17 protein-coding genes are annotated in these 17152 nt (G+C 68.7%); 14 read left to right on the top strand and 3 right to left on the bottom strand.

Annotated features, from left to right (window positions below):
- The first annotated feature begins 2 nt into the window (after positions 1 to 2).
- Positions 3 to 764: an SGNH/GDSL hydrolase family protein gene (locus ACQW02_RS01065; RefSeq protein WP_431283428.1), complete on the top strand. Its 762-nt coding sequence runs from the start codon at positions 3 to 5 to the stop codon at positions 762 to 764.
- Here the strand turns inward: ACQW02_RS01065 and ACQW02_RS01060 are convergent.
- Positions 739 to 2229, bottom strand: a complete 1491-nt coding sequence (locus tag ACQW02_RS01060; RefSeq protein WP_431283427.1) for an ABC transporter substrate-binding protein — start codon at positions 2227 to 2229, stop codon at positions 739 to 741. The two genes, ACQW02_RS01065 and ACQW02_RS01060, sit on opposite strands and share 26 nt — an antisense overlap.
- A 74-nt stretch (positions 2230 to 2303) precedes the next feature.
- Between ACQW02_RS01060 and ACQW02_RS01055 the strand changes: the two genes are divergently transcribed.
- Genes ACQW02_RS01055 through ACQW02_RS00995 form a run of 13 tightly spaced genes read left to right on the top strand, consistent with a single transcriptional unit; the run spans position 2304 to position 15212 of the window.
- On the top strand, positions 2304 to 3446 hold the full coding sequence (locus ACQW02_RS01055) for an NAD(P)/FAD-dependent oxidoreductase (RefSeq protein ID WP_431283426.1): 1143 nt from the start codon (positions 2304 to 2306) through the stop codon (positions 3444 to 3446).
- Positions 3430 to 3723 (top strand): (2Fe-2S)-binding protein, encoded by a 294-nt coding sequence (locus tag ACQW02_RS01050; RefSeq protein ID WP_431283425.1) that lies wholly within the window; start codon positions 3430 to 3432, stop codon positions 3721 to 3723. Before ACQW02_RS01055 ends, ACQW02_RS01050 begins: the two co-directional genes overlap by 17 nt.
- The gene (locus ACQW02_RS01045) at positions 3720 to 5057 is read left to right on the top strand and encodes an NAD(P)/FAD-dependent oxidoreductase (protein WP_431283424.1); all 1338 of its coding nucleotides are present in this window, start codon (positions 3720 to 3722) and stop codon (positions 5055 to 5057) included. Before ACQW02_RS01050 ends, ACQW02_RS01045 begins: the two co-directional genes overlap by 4 nt.
- Positions 5054 to 6175 carry an NAD(P)/FAD-dependent oxidoreductase gene (locus ACQW02_RS01040; protein ID WP_431283423.1) on the top strand — a complete coding sequence of 374 codons (1122 nt, stop codon included), beginning with the start codon at positions 5054 to 5056 and terminating at the stop codon, positions 6173 to 6175. The genes ACQW02_RS01045 and ACQW02_RS01040 overlap by 4 nt, the downstream gene beginning before the upstream one ends.
- Positions 6172 to 7140: an ABC transporter ATP-binding protein gene (locus ACQW02_RS01035; protein WP_431283422.1), complete on the top strand. Its 969-nt coding sequence runs from the start codon at positions 6172 to 6174 to the stop codon at positions 7138 to 7140. The genes ACQW02_RS01040 and ACQW02_RS01035 overlap by 4 nt, the downstream gene beginning before the upstream one ends.
- Before the next feature lie 12 nt (positions 7141 to 7152).
- Positions 7153 to 7428: a (2Fe-2S)-binding protein gene (locus tag ACQW02_RS01030; protein ID WP_431283421.1), complete on the top strand. Its 276-nt coding sequence runs from the start codon at positions 7153 to 7155 to the stop codon at positions 7426 to 7428.
- Complete coding sequence (locus tag ACQW02_RS01025) at positions 7425 to 8780, top strand: FAD-dependent oxidoreductase (protein ID WP_431283420.1); 1356 nt, start codon at positions 7425 to 7427, stop codon at positions 8778 to 8780. The genes ACQW02_RS01030 and ACQW02_RS01025 overlap by 4 nt, the downstream gene beginning before the upstream one ends.
- The gene (locus ACQW02_RS01020; protein WP_431283419.1) at positions 8777 to 9925 is read left to right on the top strand and encodes an NAD(P)/FAD-dependent oxidoreductase; all 1149 of its coding nucleotides are present in this window, start codon (positions 8777 to 8779) and stop codon (positions 9923 to 9925) included. The genes ACQW02_RS01025 and ACQW02_RS01020 overlap by 4 nt, the downstream gene beginning before the upstream one ends.
- Positions 9922 to 11490 (top strand): ABC transporter substrate-binding protein, encoded by a 1569-nt coding sequence (locus tag ACQW02_RS01015; RefSeq protein ID WP_431283418.1) that lies wholly within the window; start codon positions 9922 to 9924, stop codon positions 11488 to 11490. Before ACQW02_RS01020 ends, ACQW02_RS01015 begins: the two co-directional genes overlap by 4 nt.
- A complete protein-coding gene (locus ACQW02_RS01010; RefSeq protein WP_431283417.1) occupies positions 11490 to 12428 on the top strand; it encodes an ABC transporter permease in 939 nt (312 codons plus the stop codon). Before ACQW02_RS01015 ends, ACQW02_RS01010 begins: the two co-directional genes overlap by 1 nt.
- Positions 12425 to 13273, top strand: a complete 849-nt coding sequence (locus ACQW02_RS01005) for an ABC transporter permease (RefSeq protein WP_431283416.1) — start codon at positions 12425 to 12427, stop codon at positions 13271 to 13273. The genes ACQW02_RS01010 and ACQW02_RS01005 overlap by 4 nt, the downstream gene beginning before the upstream one ends.
- Positions 13270 to 14256 carry an ABC transporter ATP-binding protein gene (locus tag ACQW02_RS01000; protein WP_431283415.1) on the top strand — a complete coding sequence of 329 codons (987 nt, stop codon included), beginning with the start codon at positions 13270 to 13272 and terminating at the stop codon, positions 14254 to 14256. The genes ACQW02_RS01005 and ACQW02_RS01000 overlap by 4 nt, the downstream gene beginning before the upstream one ends.
- An 11-nt stretch (positions 14257 to 14267) precedes the next feature.
- A complete protein-coding gene (locus ACQW02_RS00995; RefSeq protein ID WP_431283414.1) occupies positions 14268 to 15212 on the top strand; it encodes an SMP-30/gluconolactonase/LRE family protein in 945 nt (314 codons plus the stop codon).
- A gap of 100 nt (positions 15213 to 15312) precedes the next feature.
- Here ACQW02_RS00995 and ACQW02_RS00990 read toward each other — a convergent pair whose 3' ends face one another.
- Together ACQW02_RS00990 and ACQW02_RS00985 are read right to left on the bottom strand one after the other, a co-directional pair.
- Positions 15313 to 16419: a DUF3734 domain-containing protein gene (locus ACQW02_RS00990; RefSeq protein WP_431283413.1), complete on the bottom strand. Its 1107-nt coding sequence runs from the start codon at positions 16417 to 16419 to the stop codon at positions 15313 to 15315.
- A gap of 75 nt (positions 16420 to 16494) precedes the next feature.
- A complete protein-coding gene (locus ACQW02_RS00985) occupies positions 16495 to 16980 on the bottom strand; it encodes a DUF1269 domain-containing protein (protein WP_431283412.1) in 486 nt (161 codons plus the stop codon).
- Positions 16981 to 17152: the final 172 nt, after the last annotated feature.

The raw sequence follows: 17152 nt of genomic DNA, 5'->3' as shown, positions 1-17152 counted from the left end.
TCATGCGCCAGCTCCTGATGCTGCCCCTTCTGATGCCATTGCTGTGGGGCGCGCCCGCCGCCGCGGCGACCGACTGCGTCAGCCCCCCCGAACTGATCGACAGCGGGCCGTTGCCCGGGGTCGCGGCCGGCATCACCAGCGGCACCTTGCGGGTGCTGGCGGTCGGATCCGCCTCCATCCTGGGGTTGGGCACCTCCAGCCCCGCCGCCGCCTGGCCGGTGCGGCTGGAGGCGGAGCTTCTGGCGCGGCTGCCGGGCAAGGCCGTCACCGTCGCCGTCATGGGCGGGCGCGGGCTGACCGCGACCGACCAACTGGCGCTGATCCGCGACGCCATCCGCCAGGTCCAGCCCAATGTCGTCATCTGGCAGGCCGCCGCCACCGAGGCGATGCGCGGCTTTGAAGTCGCCGAACTGGCCGATGCCCTGGCCCGCGGGCTGACCCGGCTGAAGGCCAGGCCCTTCCTCGATGCCGTGCTGGTCGATTTGCAGTTCAGCCGCTTCCTGCGCGCCAATGCCGATATCGAGCCCTATCGGGAGACGTTGCGCGTCGCCTCCGCCGCCCATGGCGCGCCGCTGTTTCGCCGCTACGACCTGATGCAGTCCTGGGCCGATGCCGGCTCGGTCGATGTGGAACGTGCGTCGCGCGCGACCCGGACGCAGGAGGTGGACCGGCTGAACGCCTGCCTCGCGCAGGCCTTCGCCAGTTTCCTGCTCGACGGCGCGCGCGACGCGGGCGCCATCATCGAAGGCGCGTCGCCTCCGTGATCGGCGGGGCCAGGTTCAGGGCCCCTTCCAACCGGTAGCCGAGGTCGAGGTTCGACCGGCGCACCCAGACCTGGCGCAGGTCGAACAGCGGCACGCTGCACCCAGCCTCCAGCACCTTGCGCTGCGCCGTGGCCCAAAGCGCCAGTTGCGCCGGCGCATTCGCCTCCTGCCGCGCGGCATCGATCTCGGCATCGGCGGCCGAGCAATGGGCGAAGTTCAGGCTTGTCGTCGGGCGCCCCGGGCTGCTGGCGCTGTGGTAGAACTGCGTCAGGTAGCTATCCGCGACCGGGTAACGGGCGGCGCCGTAGAAGGTGAGTTGCGACAGGTCCTGGCGGATCTGCTGGTGGTAGGTCGTGTGTTCGACGACCGACATGTCCAGCCGGATATTGGCGCGGCGCAACTGCGCCTGGATCACTTCCATGATCGGCTGCTGTGCCGAGATGTTCGAGACGACGGCGCGCAGGGCAAGCCCGTTGGGGTGCCCGGCCTCCACCAGCAGCGCGCGGGCGCGGGCCGGGTCGGCGTTGAAGCGCGGCACGTCGTCGGTCGAGCCGAGGTAGCCGGGTGGCACCGGGCTTGGCCACACGGTCGCGACATCGGTGCCGACGAAGCGCGCGATCGCCACCGGGTCCACCGCATACTGGATCGCCCGGCGCAACCGCGGGTCATTCAGCGGCGGCACGTTCGCGTTGATCAGCAAGGTGCGGAATTCGCCCGGGCCGAAGACTTCGACCACGACATTCGGCACCGCGCGCATCCGCTCAACCCAACGCTGTTCGCGTCGCCCATAGATCAGGTCGAGTTCGCCGGCGACGAAGGCCAGTTCGCGCGTCTGGTCCGATGTGATGAAGCGCACGTCGATCGCCCGCAGCGCGGGGCGACCGCGGAAATAAGTGTCGTTGGCCAGCAGCCGCCCGCTGCCGGCGCCGACACGCTCCAGCCGGAACGGCCCGGTGCCCGGCGGCTGTGCGCCGGTATCGGCCTGGCGGGAGACGACCATGCCGCCATGGTAATTCGCGAACATCCCCAGCGCGCCAGGCACCAGCGTGCGCAGCTTTACGCGCAATTGCAGCGGTCCCACGACCTCGATCGTTTCGATCACGCGGTAGTCGGCGGCGAAAGCCGAGCGTTGCGGATCGGCCGCGCGACGCAGGCTGAAGGCGACATCCTCGGCCGTCAGCGGCTGGCCGTCGTGGAACAACACGCCGGGGCGCAAGGTGAAGTCGAAGGTCAGCCCATCGGCGGAGACCGTGAAGCTGGACGCCAAGTCGGGTTCCAGCTTCGCGGGATCGGCCGATCCCGGCGGGAAGCGCACCATGCCGTCATACATCCAGCCGACGGTGCCTTTGTCCTGCGTCGAGGTCGCGCGATGCGGGTCCAGGCTGCCGGCATCCTGGCCGGCGACCCCCACGCGCAGCGTCTGCGCGGCAACGGGTGATGCCAAACCAAGCAAAAGAAGCAACATCAGGCGACGCATGGCGATGACCCCGGACAATGGTGGATTGTAGCCTCGCGCACCCTGCCCCATGCTGGCAAATCATGATGCAGCAGACTGACCGCTATGATGTTGCCGTGCTGGGCGGGGGAATGCTCGGATCGGCGATCGCGTATGGCTGTGCGGCCGGCGGCGCGCGCGTGGCGGTGCTGGATGAGGGCGATGTCGCGCTGCGTGCGGCGCGCGGCAATTTTGGCCTGGTCTGGAGCCAGGGCAAAGGCGACAGCATGCCCGCCTATGCCGCCTGGACGCGGCGCAGCCTGGCGGGCTGGAGCGATCTGGCGGAACGCATGTCCGGCCTCGCGGGCCGCGATGTCGGCTATCGCGCCGCCGGTGGGCTGGTGTTCTGCCTGGGCGAAGCGGAACTTTCGGCGCGACGGGAACAGGTGCTGCGCCAGCACAACCAGGGGTTCGACGGCGTGCGTATCCTGGATCGCCAGGCACTGCGCGACCTGATGCCCGGCTGCCCGCTGGGGCCGGAGGTCATCGGCGCCAGCTTCCAGCCGGCCGATGGGCATGCCGATCCGCTGACCTTGCTGCGCGGCTTCAAGGCGGGGCTGCTGGCCGCGGGGGCGGCCATGCTGAATGGCGCCCCGGTCACGCGCATCATCGCCGAGGACCAGGGTTTTTGCATCCAGCGCGCCGATGGCAGCGCCATCCACGCCCGCCGGATCGTCGTGGCGAGCGGCTTGGGCACGCCGGCATTGGCGGCGCAGATCGGATTGAACGTGCCGGTGCGCCCGGTGCGCGGCCAGAACATCGTGACCGAGCGCCTGGCTCCGATCCTGCCGCTGCCGGCCAGCGCGCTGCGCCAGACCACCAACGGCACCATCCAGATCGGCGTCACCAGCGAGGACGACGGCAGCTATGCCCCCATCACCCGCGCGGAAAACCTCGCCACCATGGCGGCGCGCGCAATTCGCGTGATCCCGGCATTGGCGCGGGCGAATATCGTCAGGACCTGGGGCGCGTTGCGGCCGATGACGCCGGATGGCTTTCCCGCCTATGCCGAGAGTGCGGTCTATCCGGGGGCCTTCGTCGCCGTCTGCCATTCGGCGGTGACCCTGGCTGCCGTGCATGCGGGGCCGCTGGCGGCCGGGATCCTGGCCGGGCGATTGCCCGATGAATTGGCGCCGCTGCACCCGCGCCGCTTTGACGAGAAGGACGCGCATGTTCCGGCGCACTGAACCGACCGATTGCATGATCACCTGGGATGGCGCGGCGCTGCCGGCGCGGGCCGGGGAGCCGCTGGCCGTCGCCTTGCTGGCCGCCGGTATCACGCATTTCCGCGACACGGCGGTATCGGGTACGGCGCGCGGGCCTCTGTGCCTGATGGGCGCCTGTTTCGATTGCCTGGTGCAGGTGGATGGCGAGGCGAATGTGCAGGCCTGCATGGTGACGGTGCATGCCGGCCTGCGTGCCGCACCGCAGCATGGCGCGCGCGACCTGGATGATGCGGCATGACACCGGATGTGCTGATCGTCGGCGCCGGCCCCGCCGGGATGGCGGCGGCGATCGCGGCGCGTGGCCAGGGCCTGTCGGTGCTGCTGCTGGACGAGAATCCGGCGCCCGGCGGCCAGGTGTTTCGCGCGCTGGACCGGCGCGAAGCGGCCGATGCGCAGGAACGGCAGGGCAAGGCGCTGCTCGCCGGTTTCGCCGCTTGTGGCGCCGAGGTCAGGCACGGCGCGGTGCTCTGGGCGGTCGAGGACGGGCCCCGCGTGTTCTGGAGCGAGCATGGCGCCGCACAATCGGCGACACCCGGCCGGCTGATGCTGGCGACGGGTGCCACGGAACGGCCGCTGCCGATCCCGGGCTGGACCCTGCCCGGCGTGATGGGCGTGGGGGCGGCGCAGATCGCGTTGAAAACCTCGGCGCTGGTGCCCGATGGCCAGGTCTGGATGGCGGGACAGGGGCCGCTGATGTGGCTTTATGCGGTGCAGGCGCTGAAGAAGGGCGGACGGATCGCCGGCATCATCGACCTGGCGCCGCCCGGGCTGGTGGGGCGTGCGATGCGCCACCTGCCGGCGGTTGTGCGTGGCGCCGACTACATCGCACGCGGGTTGCTGTGGCAGCGCAGCGTGAAACGCGCGGGCGTGCCGGTGTTCTCCGCGCGGGATGTCGCGGCCGAGGGGCGCGATCGCCTGGAGGCGGTCCGTTTCGACGGCCAGCGCAGGCCCGCAGACCTGCTGCTGCTGCATGATGGCGTGGTGCCCAATACCCAGGTCACCCGTGCGATCCAGGGCTGTCGCCATGAATGGGCCGAGGGTTCCTGGCGCCCGGTGCTGGACGCCTGGGGCAATACCAGCATTCCCGGCGTCATGGTCGCCGGAGATAGCGGCGGCATCGGCGGCGCCGTGGCGGCGGCGCTGTCCGGCACCTTGGCGGCGCTGGACGCGGCCAGGCAGTTGGGCCGCATGACCGAGCATCAGCGCGACGCGCTGGCCAATCCCACCCGCCTGGCGCGCGGGCGGCACTTGGCGATCCGCCCGTTGCTCGACGCGCTGTTTCCGCCGCGTCCCTTCGGCGCTGTCGCGGATACCACCATCCTGTGCCGGTGCGAGGAAGTGTCGGCCGGAAGGGTGCGGGAGGCTGTGGCGCTGGGCTGCCTCGGCGCCAACCAGGTCAAGGCGTTTTGCCGTGCGGGCATGGGTGCCTGCCAGGGCCGGGTCTGCGGCCCGGCGGTGCATGGCGCGATCGCGGCGGCGCGCGGCGTCGCGGGCGATGCGGTCGAACCCTTCCGCACGCGCTTTCCGACCAAACCGCTGACCCTGGGCGAACTTGCGGCGCTGCACGGATGAACAGGGCGATCATCATCGGCGCCGGGTTGCACGGGCTGTCCACGGCGCTGCATCTGGCGCGCGCCGGCTGGGATGTGACGGTGCTGGAGCGCCGGCATGCCGGGCGGCATTCGTCCGGCATCAATGCAGGGGGCGTGCGCCGCCTGGGACGCGATGTGCGGGAAATCGCGCTGTCGGTGATCGCGGCGGACATGTGGGCCAACATCACCGCCCTGGTCGGCGATGGTTGCGGCTTTGTCGCCACCGGCCAGGTGAAGGTCGCGGAATCCGCCGCCGACATGGTCAAGATCGAAGCCCGTGCCAAGCAGGTGCGCGACCTGGGCTGGCAGCACGAGGAAGTCGTGGACGCCGCCGAATTGCGCCGCCTGGTGCCGGCCATCGCGCCGCATGCGGTCGGCGCGCTGGTCACGCGCGATGACGGCGCGGCCGACCCGATGCGCACGGTCATGGCCTTTCGCGGCGCGGTGCTGCGGGCGGGCGCGACGCTGATCGAGGGCATCGCCGTGCATGGCATCGCCCCTGCCCCGGGCGGCGGGCTGGTCGTCGACACCGATCGTGGCCCGATGGAGGCCGATCGCGTCGCCAATTGCGCCGGGGCCTGGGCGCCGGGTCTGGCACGGCTGGCCGGCGAGGAGATGCCCGGCATCGCCAAGGCCAGCATGATGATCGTCACCGAGCGCGTCGCGCACTTCTGCGCGCCGACGGTGGGTTCTGCCTCACGCGCGCTGTCGTTCAAGCAGACGGCCGCCGGCAGCGTCGTGATCGGCGGCGGCCACCAGGGGCGCAACAACCTGGTCACCGAGACGAGCATCGTGGACTTCCGCAACCTGGCCAATGCCGCGCGCGTCGCGACCGAATTGTTCCCGCGCATGAAGGGCGTCCGGATGGTCCGGTCCTGGTGCGGGATCGAGGCGATGCCACCCGACCAGATCCCGGTGATCGGGGAAAGCACCACCTTGCCTGGGTTGTTCCATTCTTTTGGGTATTCCGGCCACGGCTTCCAACTCGCCCCGGCAGCCGGTGCGGCGGTCGCGGAACTGATGGCGCGCGGGGCGACCAACATGCCCATCGCGGCCTTCACCCAAACACGCTTCCACACAACGGCGAGGGCAGCATGACCCAGGCGGCGCTCGACGTTATTGGCCTGCGCACGGAATTCCGCATCAACGGCCATTGGCGCGCTGCGGTGGATGGCGTGTCGCTGACGGTGCAGCGCAACCAGACCCTGGCCGTCGTCGGCGAAAGCGGCTGCGGCAAGAGCGTCACGGCGCTGTCGATCATGGGGCTGGTGCAGCCGCCGGGCGGGCGCGTCGCCGCCGGGCAGATCATGCTGGATGGCGTCGACATCGCGCATCTGCCGGAAAAGCAGAAGGAGAAGCTGCGCGGCGATCGCATCGGCATGATCTTCCAGGAACCCATGACATCGCTGAATCCGGTGATGACCGTGGGCGACCAGGTGGCCGAGGTCCTGCGCGTGCATCGCGGCATATCCCGCAGCGAAGCCATGGCCCGTGCGCTGCAGTTGTTCGAGGAAGTGAAGATTCCCTCGGCCGCACAACGGCTGCGTGAGTATCCGCACCAGTTCTCGGGCGGCATGCGGCAGCGCGTGATGATCGCCATCGCCCTGGCCTGCGACCCCGCGGTGCTGCTGGCGGATGAGCCGACGACGGCATTGGATGTGACGATCCAGGCGCAGGTACTGGGGTTGCTGAACGACCTGAAGCAGCGTCACGACATGGCGGTGGTCTTCATCACCCACAACATGGGCGTCGTCGCGCAGATCGCCGACCGGGTCGCGGTGATGTACGCCGGCCAGGTGGTCGAGGAAGCCACCGTCGAAGCCATTTTTGCCGCACCCGCGCATCCCTATACGCGGGCGCTCTTCGCGGCGATCCCGCGGCTGGATCTGGTGGACCAGGAACTCGCCGCGATTCCGGGCCGCGTGCCGGCGCTGGATGCGATGCCGCCCGGCTGCCGCTTTGCCGATCGCTGCCCGATGCATGTCCCAGCCTGCGACGCGCCACAGGCGCTGCGCCCGATTGCCGAGGGGCATGCGGTGCGCTGCCACCTTGCACATGCCTAAGGAGCCGATGCCGTGACTCCGGTCCGTCTGCTCGATCAGGATCGCCCGGCGCTCACCTTGCAGGTCGATGGCGCGCCCATCGCGGCCAAGCAGGGCGACACCTTGCTGACCGCGATCCTGACGGCCGGGCTGCACCATCTGCGCACCAGCGAATTCGGCGACGGCCACCGCGCCGGGTTCTGCCTGATGGGCGCCTGCCAGGATTGCTGGATCGTCGTCGAGGGTCGCGGCGTGCAGCGCGCCTGCACCACCCTGGCCGAGCCCGGCATGCGGGTGACACGCCGATGAAGATCGCCGTCGTCGGTGCTGGCCCCGCCGGCGTGCGCGCCGTGGAACGCCTGGTGCGGGCCGGCCACCGGCCGATCTGGCTCGAGGAAGGCCCCGCCAGCGGCGGCCGCATCTACCAGCGCCCGCCCGCCGGCTTTTCGCGTGACCATCGCGCGCTTTATGGGTTCGAGGCGTCGCGCGCCGAAAATCTGCACGCCACGGCCGATGCCTTGCGCGCCGCCTGCGACTGGCGCCCGGACACGCTGGTCTGGAATATCCGCCGCACCGAAGCGGTGATCGATACCCTGGAACGCGGCACGACGCGGCGCAGTGAGGCGTTTGACGCCGCCATCCTCTGCACCGGGGCGATGGACCGCGTGATCCCCCTGCCCGGCTGGACCCTGCCCGGCGTGACCACGATGGGCGGCGCGCAGGTGGCGCTGAAGACGCAAGGGATCGCTATCGGGCGTCGCGTCGCCTTCGTCGGCACAGGGCCGCTGCTGTGGCTGGTTGCGGCGCAATACGCCAAGGCAGGGGCGGAGGTCGTCGCCGTCGTGGACACCACGCCCTTCGCGACAAAACTGCGCGCGACGCCGAGGTTGCTATGGAGCACGTCGACCTTCCTGAAGGGCCTCTACTACGTCGCCTGGCTGCGCGCGAAAGGGATTCCGATCTTTGAGGGCGCGGAGCCGGTGTCGATCCTGGGCGATGACGCCGTTGCGTCATTGCGCCTGCACGGCAAGGACATCGCCTGTGACGCGGTGGCCCTGGGTTGGGGATTGAAACCGGAGGCGCAACTGGCCGATCTGGCCGGCGTGCCGTTCCGCTTCGACGCGGTGCAGCACAATTGGGTGCCCGAACGCGACGCCGCCGGGCGCACCGCGCGGGCGGGCATCTACCTGGCCGGGGATGGCAGCGGCATCGGCGGCGCCGATGTCGCGGAACTGGCGGGGGCGCGCGCGGCGCTGGCGCTGCTGCAGGACCACGGACAGGCGACTGACCAGCAGGACATCGACGCGCTGGACCGCCGCCTGCGCCATCAGGCGCGCTTTCGCGCGGCGCTGGAGGCGGCCTTTCCCTTCCCCGCGCATCTCGCCCGGAGCATGCCCGACGACACGATCCTGTGCCGTTGCGAAAGCATCACCGCCGGCGAATTGCGTGCCGCCGCCGATGATGCATCGGCCCTGGGCGCGGCCCCCGAGGTGAACCGCGCCAAGGCCTTCAGCCGCATCGGCATGGGCCGCTGCCAGGGGCGCGTCTGCGGCCCGTCCGGGGCCGAGGTGCTGGCAGGCGCCCTGGGATGCAGCGTGGAACAGGTAGGCCGGCTGCGCGGACAGCCGCCGGTCAAACCCATTCCGTTGGCGCTCGCATGACGACCGCGGCCGATGTGCTGATCCTGGGCGGCGGCGGCGCCGGGTGTTCGGCGGCGCTGCACCTGGCCCGTCGCGGCGTGCGCGTCATCCTGTTGGAACGTGGCTTGGTCGGCAGCCAGGCCAGCGGCGTGAACCACGGCGGCGTGCGCCAGCAGGGCCGTCACCCCGCCGAGTTGCCGCTCGCCATCCGCGGCCGTCGCATGTGGGACGACATGGCAGCACTGGTCGGCACCAATGCCGAGTTTGAGGCGACCGGCCATCTGAAACTCGCACGCAACGCGACCGAGGAAGAGGACCTGTTGCGCTGGAACGCGATGGCGGCGGAATACGGGATCGTCCCGCGCATGATCGGCCGCAACGCGATCCGCGCGGACCATCCGTATTTCTCCGACAGCGTCATCGCCGGCAGCCTGCTGGAAGAAGATGGCTCGGCCAATCCGCGCCTGCTGACGCCGGCTTTTGCAAAGGCGGCGCGCGCGGCTGGTGCGACCTTGCTGGAACGGCACCCGGTCACCGGCATGACGCGGGCCGGCGATGGGTTCGTCGTGGAAGCGGGCGGGAAAACCTTCACCGCCCCGATCCTGCTGAACACCGCAGGCTTTTGGGGTGGCGAGGTCGCGGCGCAGTTTGGCGAGGTCGTGCCCGTCACGCCGCTCAGCCCCAACATGATGGTGACCGAACCGCTGCCATTGTTCTGCGCCCATAACCTGGGCGTGGTCGGCGGCGATGTGTATCTGCGCCAGATCTCGCGCGGGAACGTCATACTGGGTGGCGGCCGTGGTGAGAGCGATCCGGCGATCCCGGCATCGCGCCCGCTGCCGGCGCCGACGTTCTCGGCCATGGAACGCGCGATCGAGATCCTGCCGCACCTGGCCGGCGCGATGGTGATCCGGTCCTGGACCGGCATCGATGGCGGCCTGCCCGACGCCTTGCCGGTGATGGGGCCATCGCACACCACGCCCGGCTTGTTCCATGCCTTCGGTTTTTCTGGGCATGGCTTCATGCTCGGCCCGGTGGTGGGCGCGGTGCTCAGCGAGTTGGTTCTGGACGGGCGCACGGATGTTGCGCTGGAAGGCTTCGACATCGGCCGTTTCGCACGGCAGGATGCGCCAGAGGCCGATATTTGGAAGACGCGGTTGGAATGACCACGAACGGAGAGATGGCGATGCGGTTCAAGACAGCCCTGATGGCGGGCGCCTTCGCGCTGATGGCAAGTTTTGCCCAGGCCCAAACGGGTCCCACGCTCCGCGTCGGCATGGCGGCGCAGGACATCGGCCGCATCGATCCGCATTTCGCCGTCAGCACGCCGGATCGCGTGCTGGTGTCATGGATGTTCAACGGGCTGGTGCGCTTCAAGCCCGGTTCCATCGATCCGGCTGGGATCGAACCCGACCTCGCGCAATCCTGGGAAAGCAGCCCGGATGGCAAGGTTTGGACGTTTCGCCTGCGGCCCGGCGTAAAGTTTCACGGCAACTTTGGCGAACTGACCGCCGATGACGTGGTGTTCAGCCTGAACAAGGCGGCGAACCCGCAGACCTCCGCCTCCTCCGCCGATTTCCGCGCATTCCAGAGCGTCGAGGCGCTGGACCCGCTGACGGTGCGGATCACCCTGCGTGAAAACGTGCCGAGCCTGCTCGGCCTCGTCACCGCCTATGCCGGCGGCTACATCGTCAGCCGCCGCGCGGTCGAGGAACGCGGTGCCGATTTCAGCCGCAACCCGATCGGCACCGGCCCTTTTGCGTTGGACCGCGTGACGCCGAATCAATCGGCGGAACTCGTGGCCCATGCGGGGTATTTCCGCGGTGCGCCGCAGATCGGGCGCATCTCCTACCGCTTCATCCCCTCCGACGCGTCGCGCGACCTGGCATTCCAGGCGCGGGAACTCGACCTGAACTACGGCCGCGCCGACCAGGCCTGGGTGAACCGCACGAAGCAGGTGCCGAACACCGTGGTCGACGTGTTCGAACCGGGCGAGCTGACGATCCTCAATCTCAACACCTCGATGCCGCCCTTCAACGACATCCGCATCCGCCAGGCCTTTGCCCATGCGGTGAACCGGCCGGAAATGGTGCGCTGGCGCGGCCCGGACGTGAGCCGTGAAGGGCAGAGCCTGGTGCCGCGTGGCTACCTGGGCTTCACCGCCGACAATGGCTTGCTGCCCTTCGACCTGGCCCGCGCCCGCGCCTTGCTGGCCGAGGCTGGCCACCCGAATGGCATCACCATCCGCGCCATCCACACGCAATTGCCGGAAATGCTGAGCGGCATGCAGGTGATCCAGGCGCAGTTGCGCCGCGCGGGCATCACGCTCGACCTGCAGGTCGTGGAACACGCGACCTTCCACCAGCAAATCCGCCAGAACCTGTCGCCGCTGGTCTATTACGCGGCGGCGCGCTTCCCGATCGCGGATATCTACCTGTCGCAGTTCTTCCACAGCCGCAGCATCGTACAGACGCCCACGGCCGTGACGAACTTCAGCCATTGCAACGTGGCCGATGCGCAGATCGACGCGGCCCGGGTCGAGGTCGACCAGGCCTCGCAGATCCGCCTGTGGCATGAGGCGCAGCGCCTGCTGCTGCAGAATGTCTGCGGCGTACCGGTGATCGAGACGCTGCTGGTCTTCGCCCGTCGCGACAACCTCGACTACGGCTACGAACTGCGTGGCAGCATGAGCCTGGGTCCGTTGATCACGGAGACGACGCGGCTCCGCTGATGCTGGGATTCGTCCTGCGCCGCATTTTGGCGGCGCTCCCCACCTTGCTGGCGGTGCTGACGCTGGTGTTCCTGATCGTGCGGGTGATCCCGGGCGATCCGGCGCTGGTGATCCTGGGCGACCAGGCGACGCCGGAGGCCGCGGCCGCGCTGCGCACGCGGCTTGGCCTCGATCGTCCACTATGGACGCAGTATTTCGACTTCATCATCGCCGGCATGACCGGTGATTTCGGGCGCAGCATGGTCACGGGGCGCCCGATCCTTGAGGAAGTTTCAGCAGTGCTGCCGCACACGCTGGACCTGACCTTGGCGTCCATGGTGCTGGGCATCGCGATCGGCATTCCCGCCGGCATCGTCGCGGCACTCAACCGCAATGGCCCCGTGGACGTGGCGGCACGATTGCTGTCGCTGCTTGGACTGTCGTTTCCGGTCTTTGTCTCGGGCATCTTCCTGCTGCTGGCGTTTTCGCTGCACTGGCGGTTATTCCCGGTGATCGGCAACGCGGATTTGTCCGACCCGATCGACCGACTGCATAAACTCGTGCTGCCCGCTGCGACATTGGGCCTGGTCATGGCCGCCTACATCACGCGCGTGACGCGCAGCGCGATGCTGCAATCCCTTGGCGAGGACTACATCCGCACGGCCCGCGCCAAGGGGGTGCCCTGGCGCCGCGTGGTCTGGGTGCATGGCCTGCGCAACGCCTCGATCCCCGTCGTCACCGTGGTCGGGCTCTATGTCGGCATTCTGATCGGCAATAGCGTGCTGACCGAGATCGTCTTCAACCGCCCCGGTCTGGGCAAGATCATCGTCGGCGCGCTGAACCAGCGTGACTACACGATGTTGCAGGGGCTGATGGTCATCTACTGCTTTCTGATCGTGGTGGTGAACCTGGTCACCGACCTCCTCTATGGCGTCCTCGACCCGCGGGTGAAGGCATGAGCGCCGCCGCACTCCGTCGCGCCGGTTCGAAGGCGCTGGCGAACCCGACGACCTTCGCCGGGGCGCTGATCTGCCTGCTGATCCTGGCGGGCGCGGTCTTGGCGCCGTGGATCGCGCCCTTCGATCCCACCGACCAGAACATCATCGACCGGCTGCAACCGCCGGGCGGCGAATACCTGCTCGGCACCGACCAGTTCGGGCGCGACGTGTTGTCGCGGCTGTTGTGGGGGGCGCGGATCAGCCTGACCGTGTCGCTCGGCGCCATCGCGGCGGCGGCGGTGGTGGGCGGCACGATCGGCATGGTGTCGGGCTATATCGGCGGGCGGTTCGATCTGTTCGTGATGCAGGTGATGGACGTGTTGTTGTCCTTCCCGAGCCTGATCTTGGGGCTGATCGTCGTGGCCTTGCTGGGGCCGGATCTGGTCAACCTGGTCTTTGCCATCGCGCTGACCGCCATCGCGCCCTTCGCCCGCATCGCGCGGGCGCCGACCTTGGCGCTGAAGGAACGCGCCTTTGTCGAGGCCGGGCGCGCGCTCGGCTTTTCCCACACCCGCGTGCTGTTTCGCCACATCCTACCGAACATCCTGCCGGAGGTGATGGTGATGGTCAGCCTGTGGCTCGCGACCGCCGTGCGCGTCGAGGCTTCGCTGTCCTTCATCGGGCTCGGCGTGAAGCCGCCGACCGCGACCTGGGGCGGCATGACGCGCGATGGGTTCGAGAACATTCTCGATGCCCCCTGGCTCGCCATCGCGCCGGGTGTCGCGATCCTGCTGCTGGTATTGGGGCTCAACATGGTGGGCGACGGATTGCGCGACGCCACTGATCCGAAACTGCGCGGCGAATGACCGAGGCCCTTCTACAGGTTAAAGACCTGTCCAAGCATTTTTCGGTCACGCGCGGCTTCCCCAAGCGGCGCACCATCACGGTGCGCGCGGTCGACGGTATTTCCTTCGACATCCGCCCCGGCGAGGCCTTTGGCCTGGTCGGTGAATCCGGCTGCGGCAAATCCACCGCCGCCCGGGCGCTGCTGCGGCTGATCGAACCGGATTCCGGGCGCGTGCTGTATCGCGGGCAGGATGTGACGGCGGCGTCCGGCGGCGATCTCCGCGTGCTGCGGCGAAAAATGCAGATCGTGTTCCAGGATCCGTATTCGTCGCTGAATCCGCGGCAGACCATCGGCTCGGCCCTGATCGAACCGCTGACCCTGCATGGCATCGCGCGTGGTGCCGCGGCGCGCGACCGCGCGGCGGCGTTGCTGGAAGAAGTCGGCTTACCCCCGTCGGCACTGGACAAGTTTCCGCACGAATTTTCGGGCGGCCAGCGGCAGCGCATCGGCATCGCCCGGGCGCTGACGGTCGAACCGGAATTGATCGTCGCCGATGAACCCGTCTCCGCGCTGGACGTGTCGGTTCAGGCACAGGTGCTGCTGCTGCTGCGCGACCTGCAACGGCGGCGTGGCCTGTCATTCCTGTTTGTCAGCCACGATCTTTCGGTGGTGCGCTGGTTCTGCGACCGGGTGGCGGTGATGTACCTCGGGCGCATCGTGGAGCAGGGGCCGGTGGACCGCGTGCTGTCGGCGCCGATGCACCCCTATGCGCGAATGCTGCGCGATGCCTCGCCGGTGCCGGACCCGGCCTTGCGCGGCGCGCTGCCGCGGATCGTCGGCGAATTGCCATCGGCCGCCGCGCCGCCATCGGGCTGCCATTTCCATCCGCGCTGCCCGTCGGCGATGCCGCGTTGTTCGGTCGAATCACCTGGCTGGACCGGCGTGCCGGATGGTGGCGTCGCCTGCCATCTGTATGCGCCGGACCACGCCACCACCGCCTGAGGTCACGTTTCATGTGGGAACCAAGCCTGCGTTACCCCGATCCCGCCATTCGTGCGCTGGATCCGCGCTTCGCCGCCTATCACCTGCCGCTGGCCGGGATCGAGCGCCTGGCGACAGGCTTTGGTTGGGCCGAAGGGCCTGTCTGGTTCGGCGATGGGCGCTACCTGCTGTTCAGCGACGTGGCCGGCGACCGCATCGTGAAATGGGACGAGACCAATGGCGCCATCAGCACCTTCCGTGGGCCATCGAACTTCGCCAACGGCAATACGCGCGACCGCCAGGGCCGGCTGGTCACCTGCGAACATGGCGGGCCGCAGGGCGGCCGCCGCGTGGTGCGCACGGAATACGACGGCACGCAGACGGTGCTGGCCGATCGCTTCGATGGCAAGCGGCTGAACTCGCCGAATGACATCGTGGTGAAATCGGATGGCTCGATCTGGTTCACCGATCCGCCGTTCGGCATCGACAGTCATTACCTGGGGCTGATGGCGCCGCAGGAATTGCCGGCCTGCATCTATCGGATCGACGGCACGACCGGCGAGGTTCGGATGGTGGCAGATGACGCGTTGGGTCCGAACGGGCTCGCCTTTTCGCCCGACGAGAGCCTTTTGTACGTCGTCGAATCCCGCGCGACGCCGCGCGCCATCCGCGCCTATGATGTCGTGGACGGCGGGCTGCGTCGCGGGCGCACGCTGATCGATGCGGGGCCCGGCACGCCGGATGGCTTCCGGGTCGATGTGCACGGCAACCTCTGGTGCGGTTGGGGCATGGGCGTTAACGCTCTGGATGGCGTGCGTGTCTTCGCACCGGATGGCGTGCCGATCGGGCACATCTCATTGCCGGAACGCTGCGCGAACTTGTGCTTTGGCGGCAGGGGGCGCAGCCGGTTGTTCATGGCGGCCAGCCATTCGCTCTATGCTCTATATGTGAACACCCAAGGCGTGGCGGGGGGTTAGAGCGTGATGGCCGTAGGCGCGAATGCGCCGCAGGGCTGAATCACGCGACACAACAACAAGCTAGACCGCTATGCGTGAGCGAATGCGAACGCATCCCGCTCTAGCGCCCCGGGAACAGCACATCGAAGGTGCGTGCCCCAAGCCCCGGCTCCGCGGGCGCCAACCACGGCGATACCGCCAGCGTGGTCCGCGCATCGGCGACACCTTGCGCCCAGCGGTCGTGCATCGTGCGGCGGCTGAACTCATAATCCTTCGATTGGCCCAGCGGTTCGCCAGGGCGATAGATGATCTCCACGATGTCCATCGTCGTGACACAGCCGAAGGCATACAGGAACCGCGCCGCCGGCGTATGCCGCAGTTCGTCGGGCAGTTGTTGCCACAGCTCGTTGATGTTGTGCCGCAGGTCGTGCATCCGCGCCATCGTATCGGTCGCGGCCCTGGTGCGGCTGCTGTAGCGCACGTCCTTCGCGCGCTCCATCACCTCGTCCAGCGTCGTCGGCAAGGGCCCGCGCGAGGCGAAGAGATCGACCTGGAACGTCAACCGGCTGCGCCGCGGCACGGTCGTCAGCACATATTGCAGCGGCGTGTTGGAAACGAGGCCGCCGTCCCAATAGTGTTCGCCGTCGATCTCGACCGAGGGAAAGCCTGGCGGCAAGGCGCCGCTGGCCATGATGTGCTCCGCCCTGATCTGGATTTTTGAGTTGTCGAAATAGGCGAAGTTGCCGGTTCGCACATTCACCGCGCCGACGCTCAGCCGCATCTCGCGCGCGTTGATGCGGTCGAAATCGACCAGGCGTTCCAGCGTGCCCTTCAGCGCGGATGTGTCGTAGAAACTTGCCCCTTCGGGCGTCGCACTCCATCCCGTCAGCGGGCGCGGCGCGAAGAATCCGGACTGGCCCAGGATGAGCGCGGTGGCGGCGCCGATGTCGCGATTGGCGGCGTCGAAGGCGCCCAGCGGCCCGGCGGGCGTCGTCACCGTTTCCCAAAAGCGCCGCAGTCGTTCGACACGGTGTTCGGGCGCGTTGCCGGCGATGATCGCGGCGTTGATCGCGCCGATCGAAATCCCGGCCACCCAATCCGGCAGGTAGTCCGAACCGGCCAGCGCCTCATACACGCCAGCCTGGTAGCTGCCGAGCGCGCCGCCCCCCTGCAGGACCAGCGCGACGCGCTTGTCGTAGGTGCTGGGTCGGGGCCTGGGGTCCGACATGTGAAACGCTCCACAGCGGCCACCGGGCCGAATACGGGCTGCCCCGGCGCAAGGCCGGGGCAGCCTGCGCCGTGCTCAGCCCTTGGCCAGGGCCTCGCGCAGCTTGGTTTCCTGCTCCTCGGTCAGGTTGGTGCGCAGCACCGTGCCGCCGAAATGCGCCATCGCGGGCAGGACCTTGTCGGCCGTGACCTTGCGGACCAGGACGCAGAGCGCGGCCTGGCCTGGTGTCAGGGCCGTCGCCGCATCCTTCATGAACTTGTCATCAATGCCGACGTCGGTGAAACGGCCGCTCAACGCGCCCGCACCGGCACCGATCGCGGCCCCCAGCAGCGGGTTCAGGAACAGCAGGCCGACCAGCGCGCCCCACATCCCGCCCGATGCGGCGCCCGCCGCCGTCAGGTTGATCAACTGGTTCAGCTTGACCGTGCCGTCGTCATGCCGGACGGCGACCACGGCGTCGCCGAGTTCGACCAGGTATTCCTTTTGCAGCTCGAACAGCTTCTTCCGCGCGGCTTCCGCCGTCGCTTCGCTGTCATAGGCAATGATGATGAGATCGGCCAAGGCGTCCTCCTGTTGTTGGATGACCCAAATTAACACGGATCGGCATCGGCACCACATGGGCCGGCCAGGCCTGTCGGTCGCGGCACTTCGGCAGGCCGCTGGTCGGCGCGTCACCCGTCTGTTCCGCAAGCACGGCGCCAACCATGGGACGCCGCTCCCCCCCCCCTCGAAC

Source organism: Humitalea sp. 24SJ18S-53 (assembly GCF_050632385.1).
Lineage (GTDB): Bacteria > Pseudomonadota > Alphaproteobacteria > Acetobacterales > Acetobacteraceae > Humitalea.
This window is presented reverse-complemented; position numbering and strand designations above follow the sequence as displayed.

Bases quoted from the DNA above. Each gene is read 5' to 3' on its own strand.
- ACQW02_RS01015 (WP_431283418.1), top strand. From the start codon at position 9,922: ATGACCACGAACGGAGAGATGGCGATGCGGTTCAAGACAGCCCTGATG.
- ACQW02_RS01005 (WP_431283416.1), top strand. From the start codon at position 12,425: ATGAGCGCCGCCGCACTCCGTCGCGCCGGTTCGAAGGCGCTGGCGAAC.
- ACQW02_RS01040 (WP_431283423.1), top strand. From the start codon at position 5,054: ATGAACAGGGCGATCATCATCGGCGCCGGGTTGCACGGGCTGTCCACG.
- ACQW02_RS01010 (WP_431283417.1), top strand. From the start codon at position 11,490: ATGCTGGGATTCGTCCTGCGCCGCATTTTGGCGGCGCTCCCCACCTTG.
- ACQW02_RS00995 (WP_431283414.1), top strand. From the start codon at position 14,268: ATGTGGGAACCAAGCCTGCGTTACCCCGATCCCGCCATTCGTGCGCTG.
- ACQW02_RS01020 (WP_431283419.1), top strand. From the start codon at position 8,777: ATGACGACCGCGGCCGATGTGCTGATCCTGGGCGGCGGCGGCGCCGGG.
- ACQW02_RS01060 (WP_431283427.1), bottom strand. From the start codon at position 2,229: ATGTTGCTTCTTTTGCTTGGTTTGGCATCACCCGTTGCCGCGCAGACG.
- ACQW02_RS01065 (WP_431283428.1), top strand. From the start codon at position 3: ATGCGCCAGCTCCTGATGCTGCCCCTTCTGATGCCATTGCTGTGGGGC.
- ACQW02_RS01050 (WP_431283425.1), top strand. From the start codon at position 3,430: ATGTTCCGGCGCACTGAACCGACCGATTGCATGATCACCTGGGATGGC.
- ACQW02_RS01045 (WP_431283424.1), top strand. From the start codon at position 3,720: ATGACACCGGATGTGCTGATCGTCGGCGCCGGCCCCGCCGGGATGGCG.
- ACQW02_RS01055 (WP_431283426.1), top strand. From the start codon at position 2,304: ATGATGCAGCAGACTGACCGCTATGATGTTGCCGTGCTGGGCGGGGGA.
- ACQW02_RS01000 (WP_431283415.1), top strand. From the start codon at position 13,270: ATGACCGAGGCCCTTCTACAGGTTAAAGACCTGTCCAAGCATTTTTCG.
- ACQW02_RS01035 (WP_431283422.1), top strand. From the start codon at position 6,172: ATGACCCAGGCGGCGCTCGACGTTATTGGCCTGCGCACGGAATTCCGC.
- ACQW02_RS01025 (WP_431283420.1), top strand. From the start codon at position 7,425: ATGAAGATCGCCGTCGTCGGTGCTGGCCCCGCCGGCGTGCGCGCCGTG.
- ACQW02_RS00990 (WP_431283413.1), bottom strand. From the start codon at position 16,419: ATGTCGGACCCCAGGCCCCGACCCAGCACCTACGACAAGCGCGTCGCG.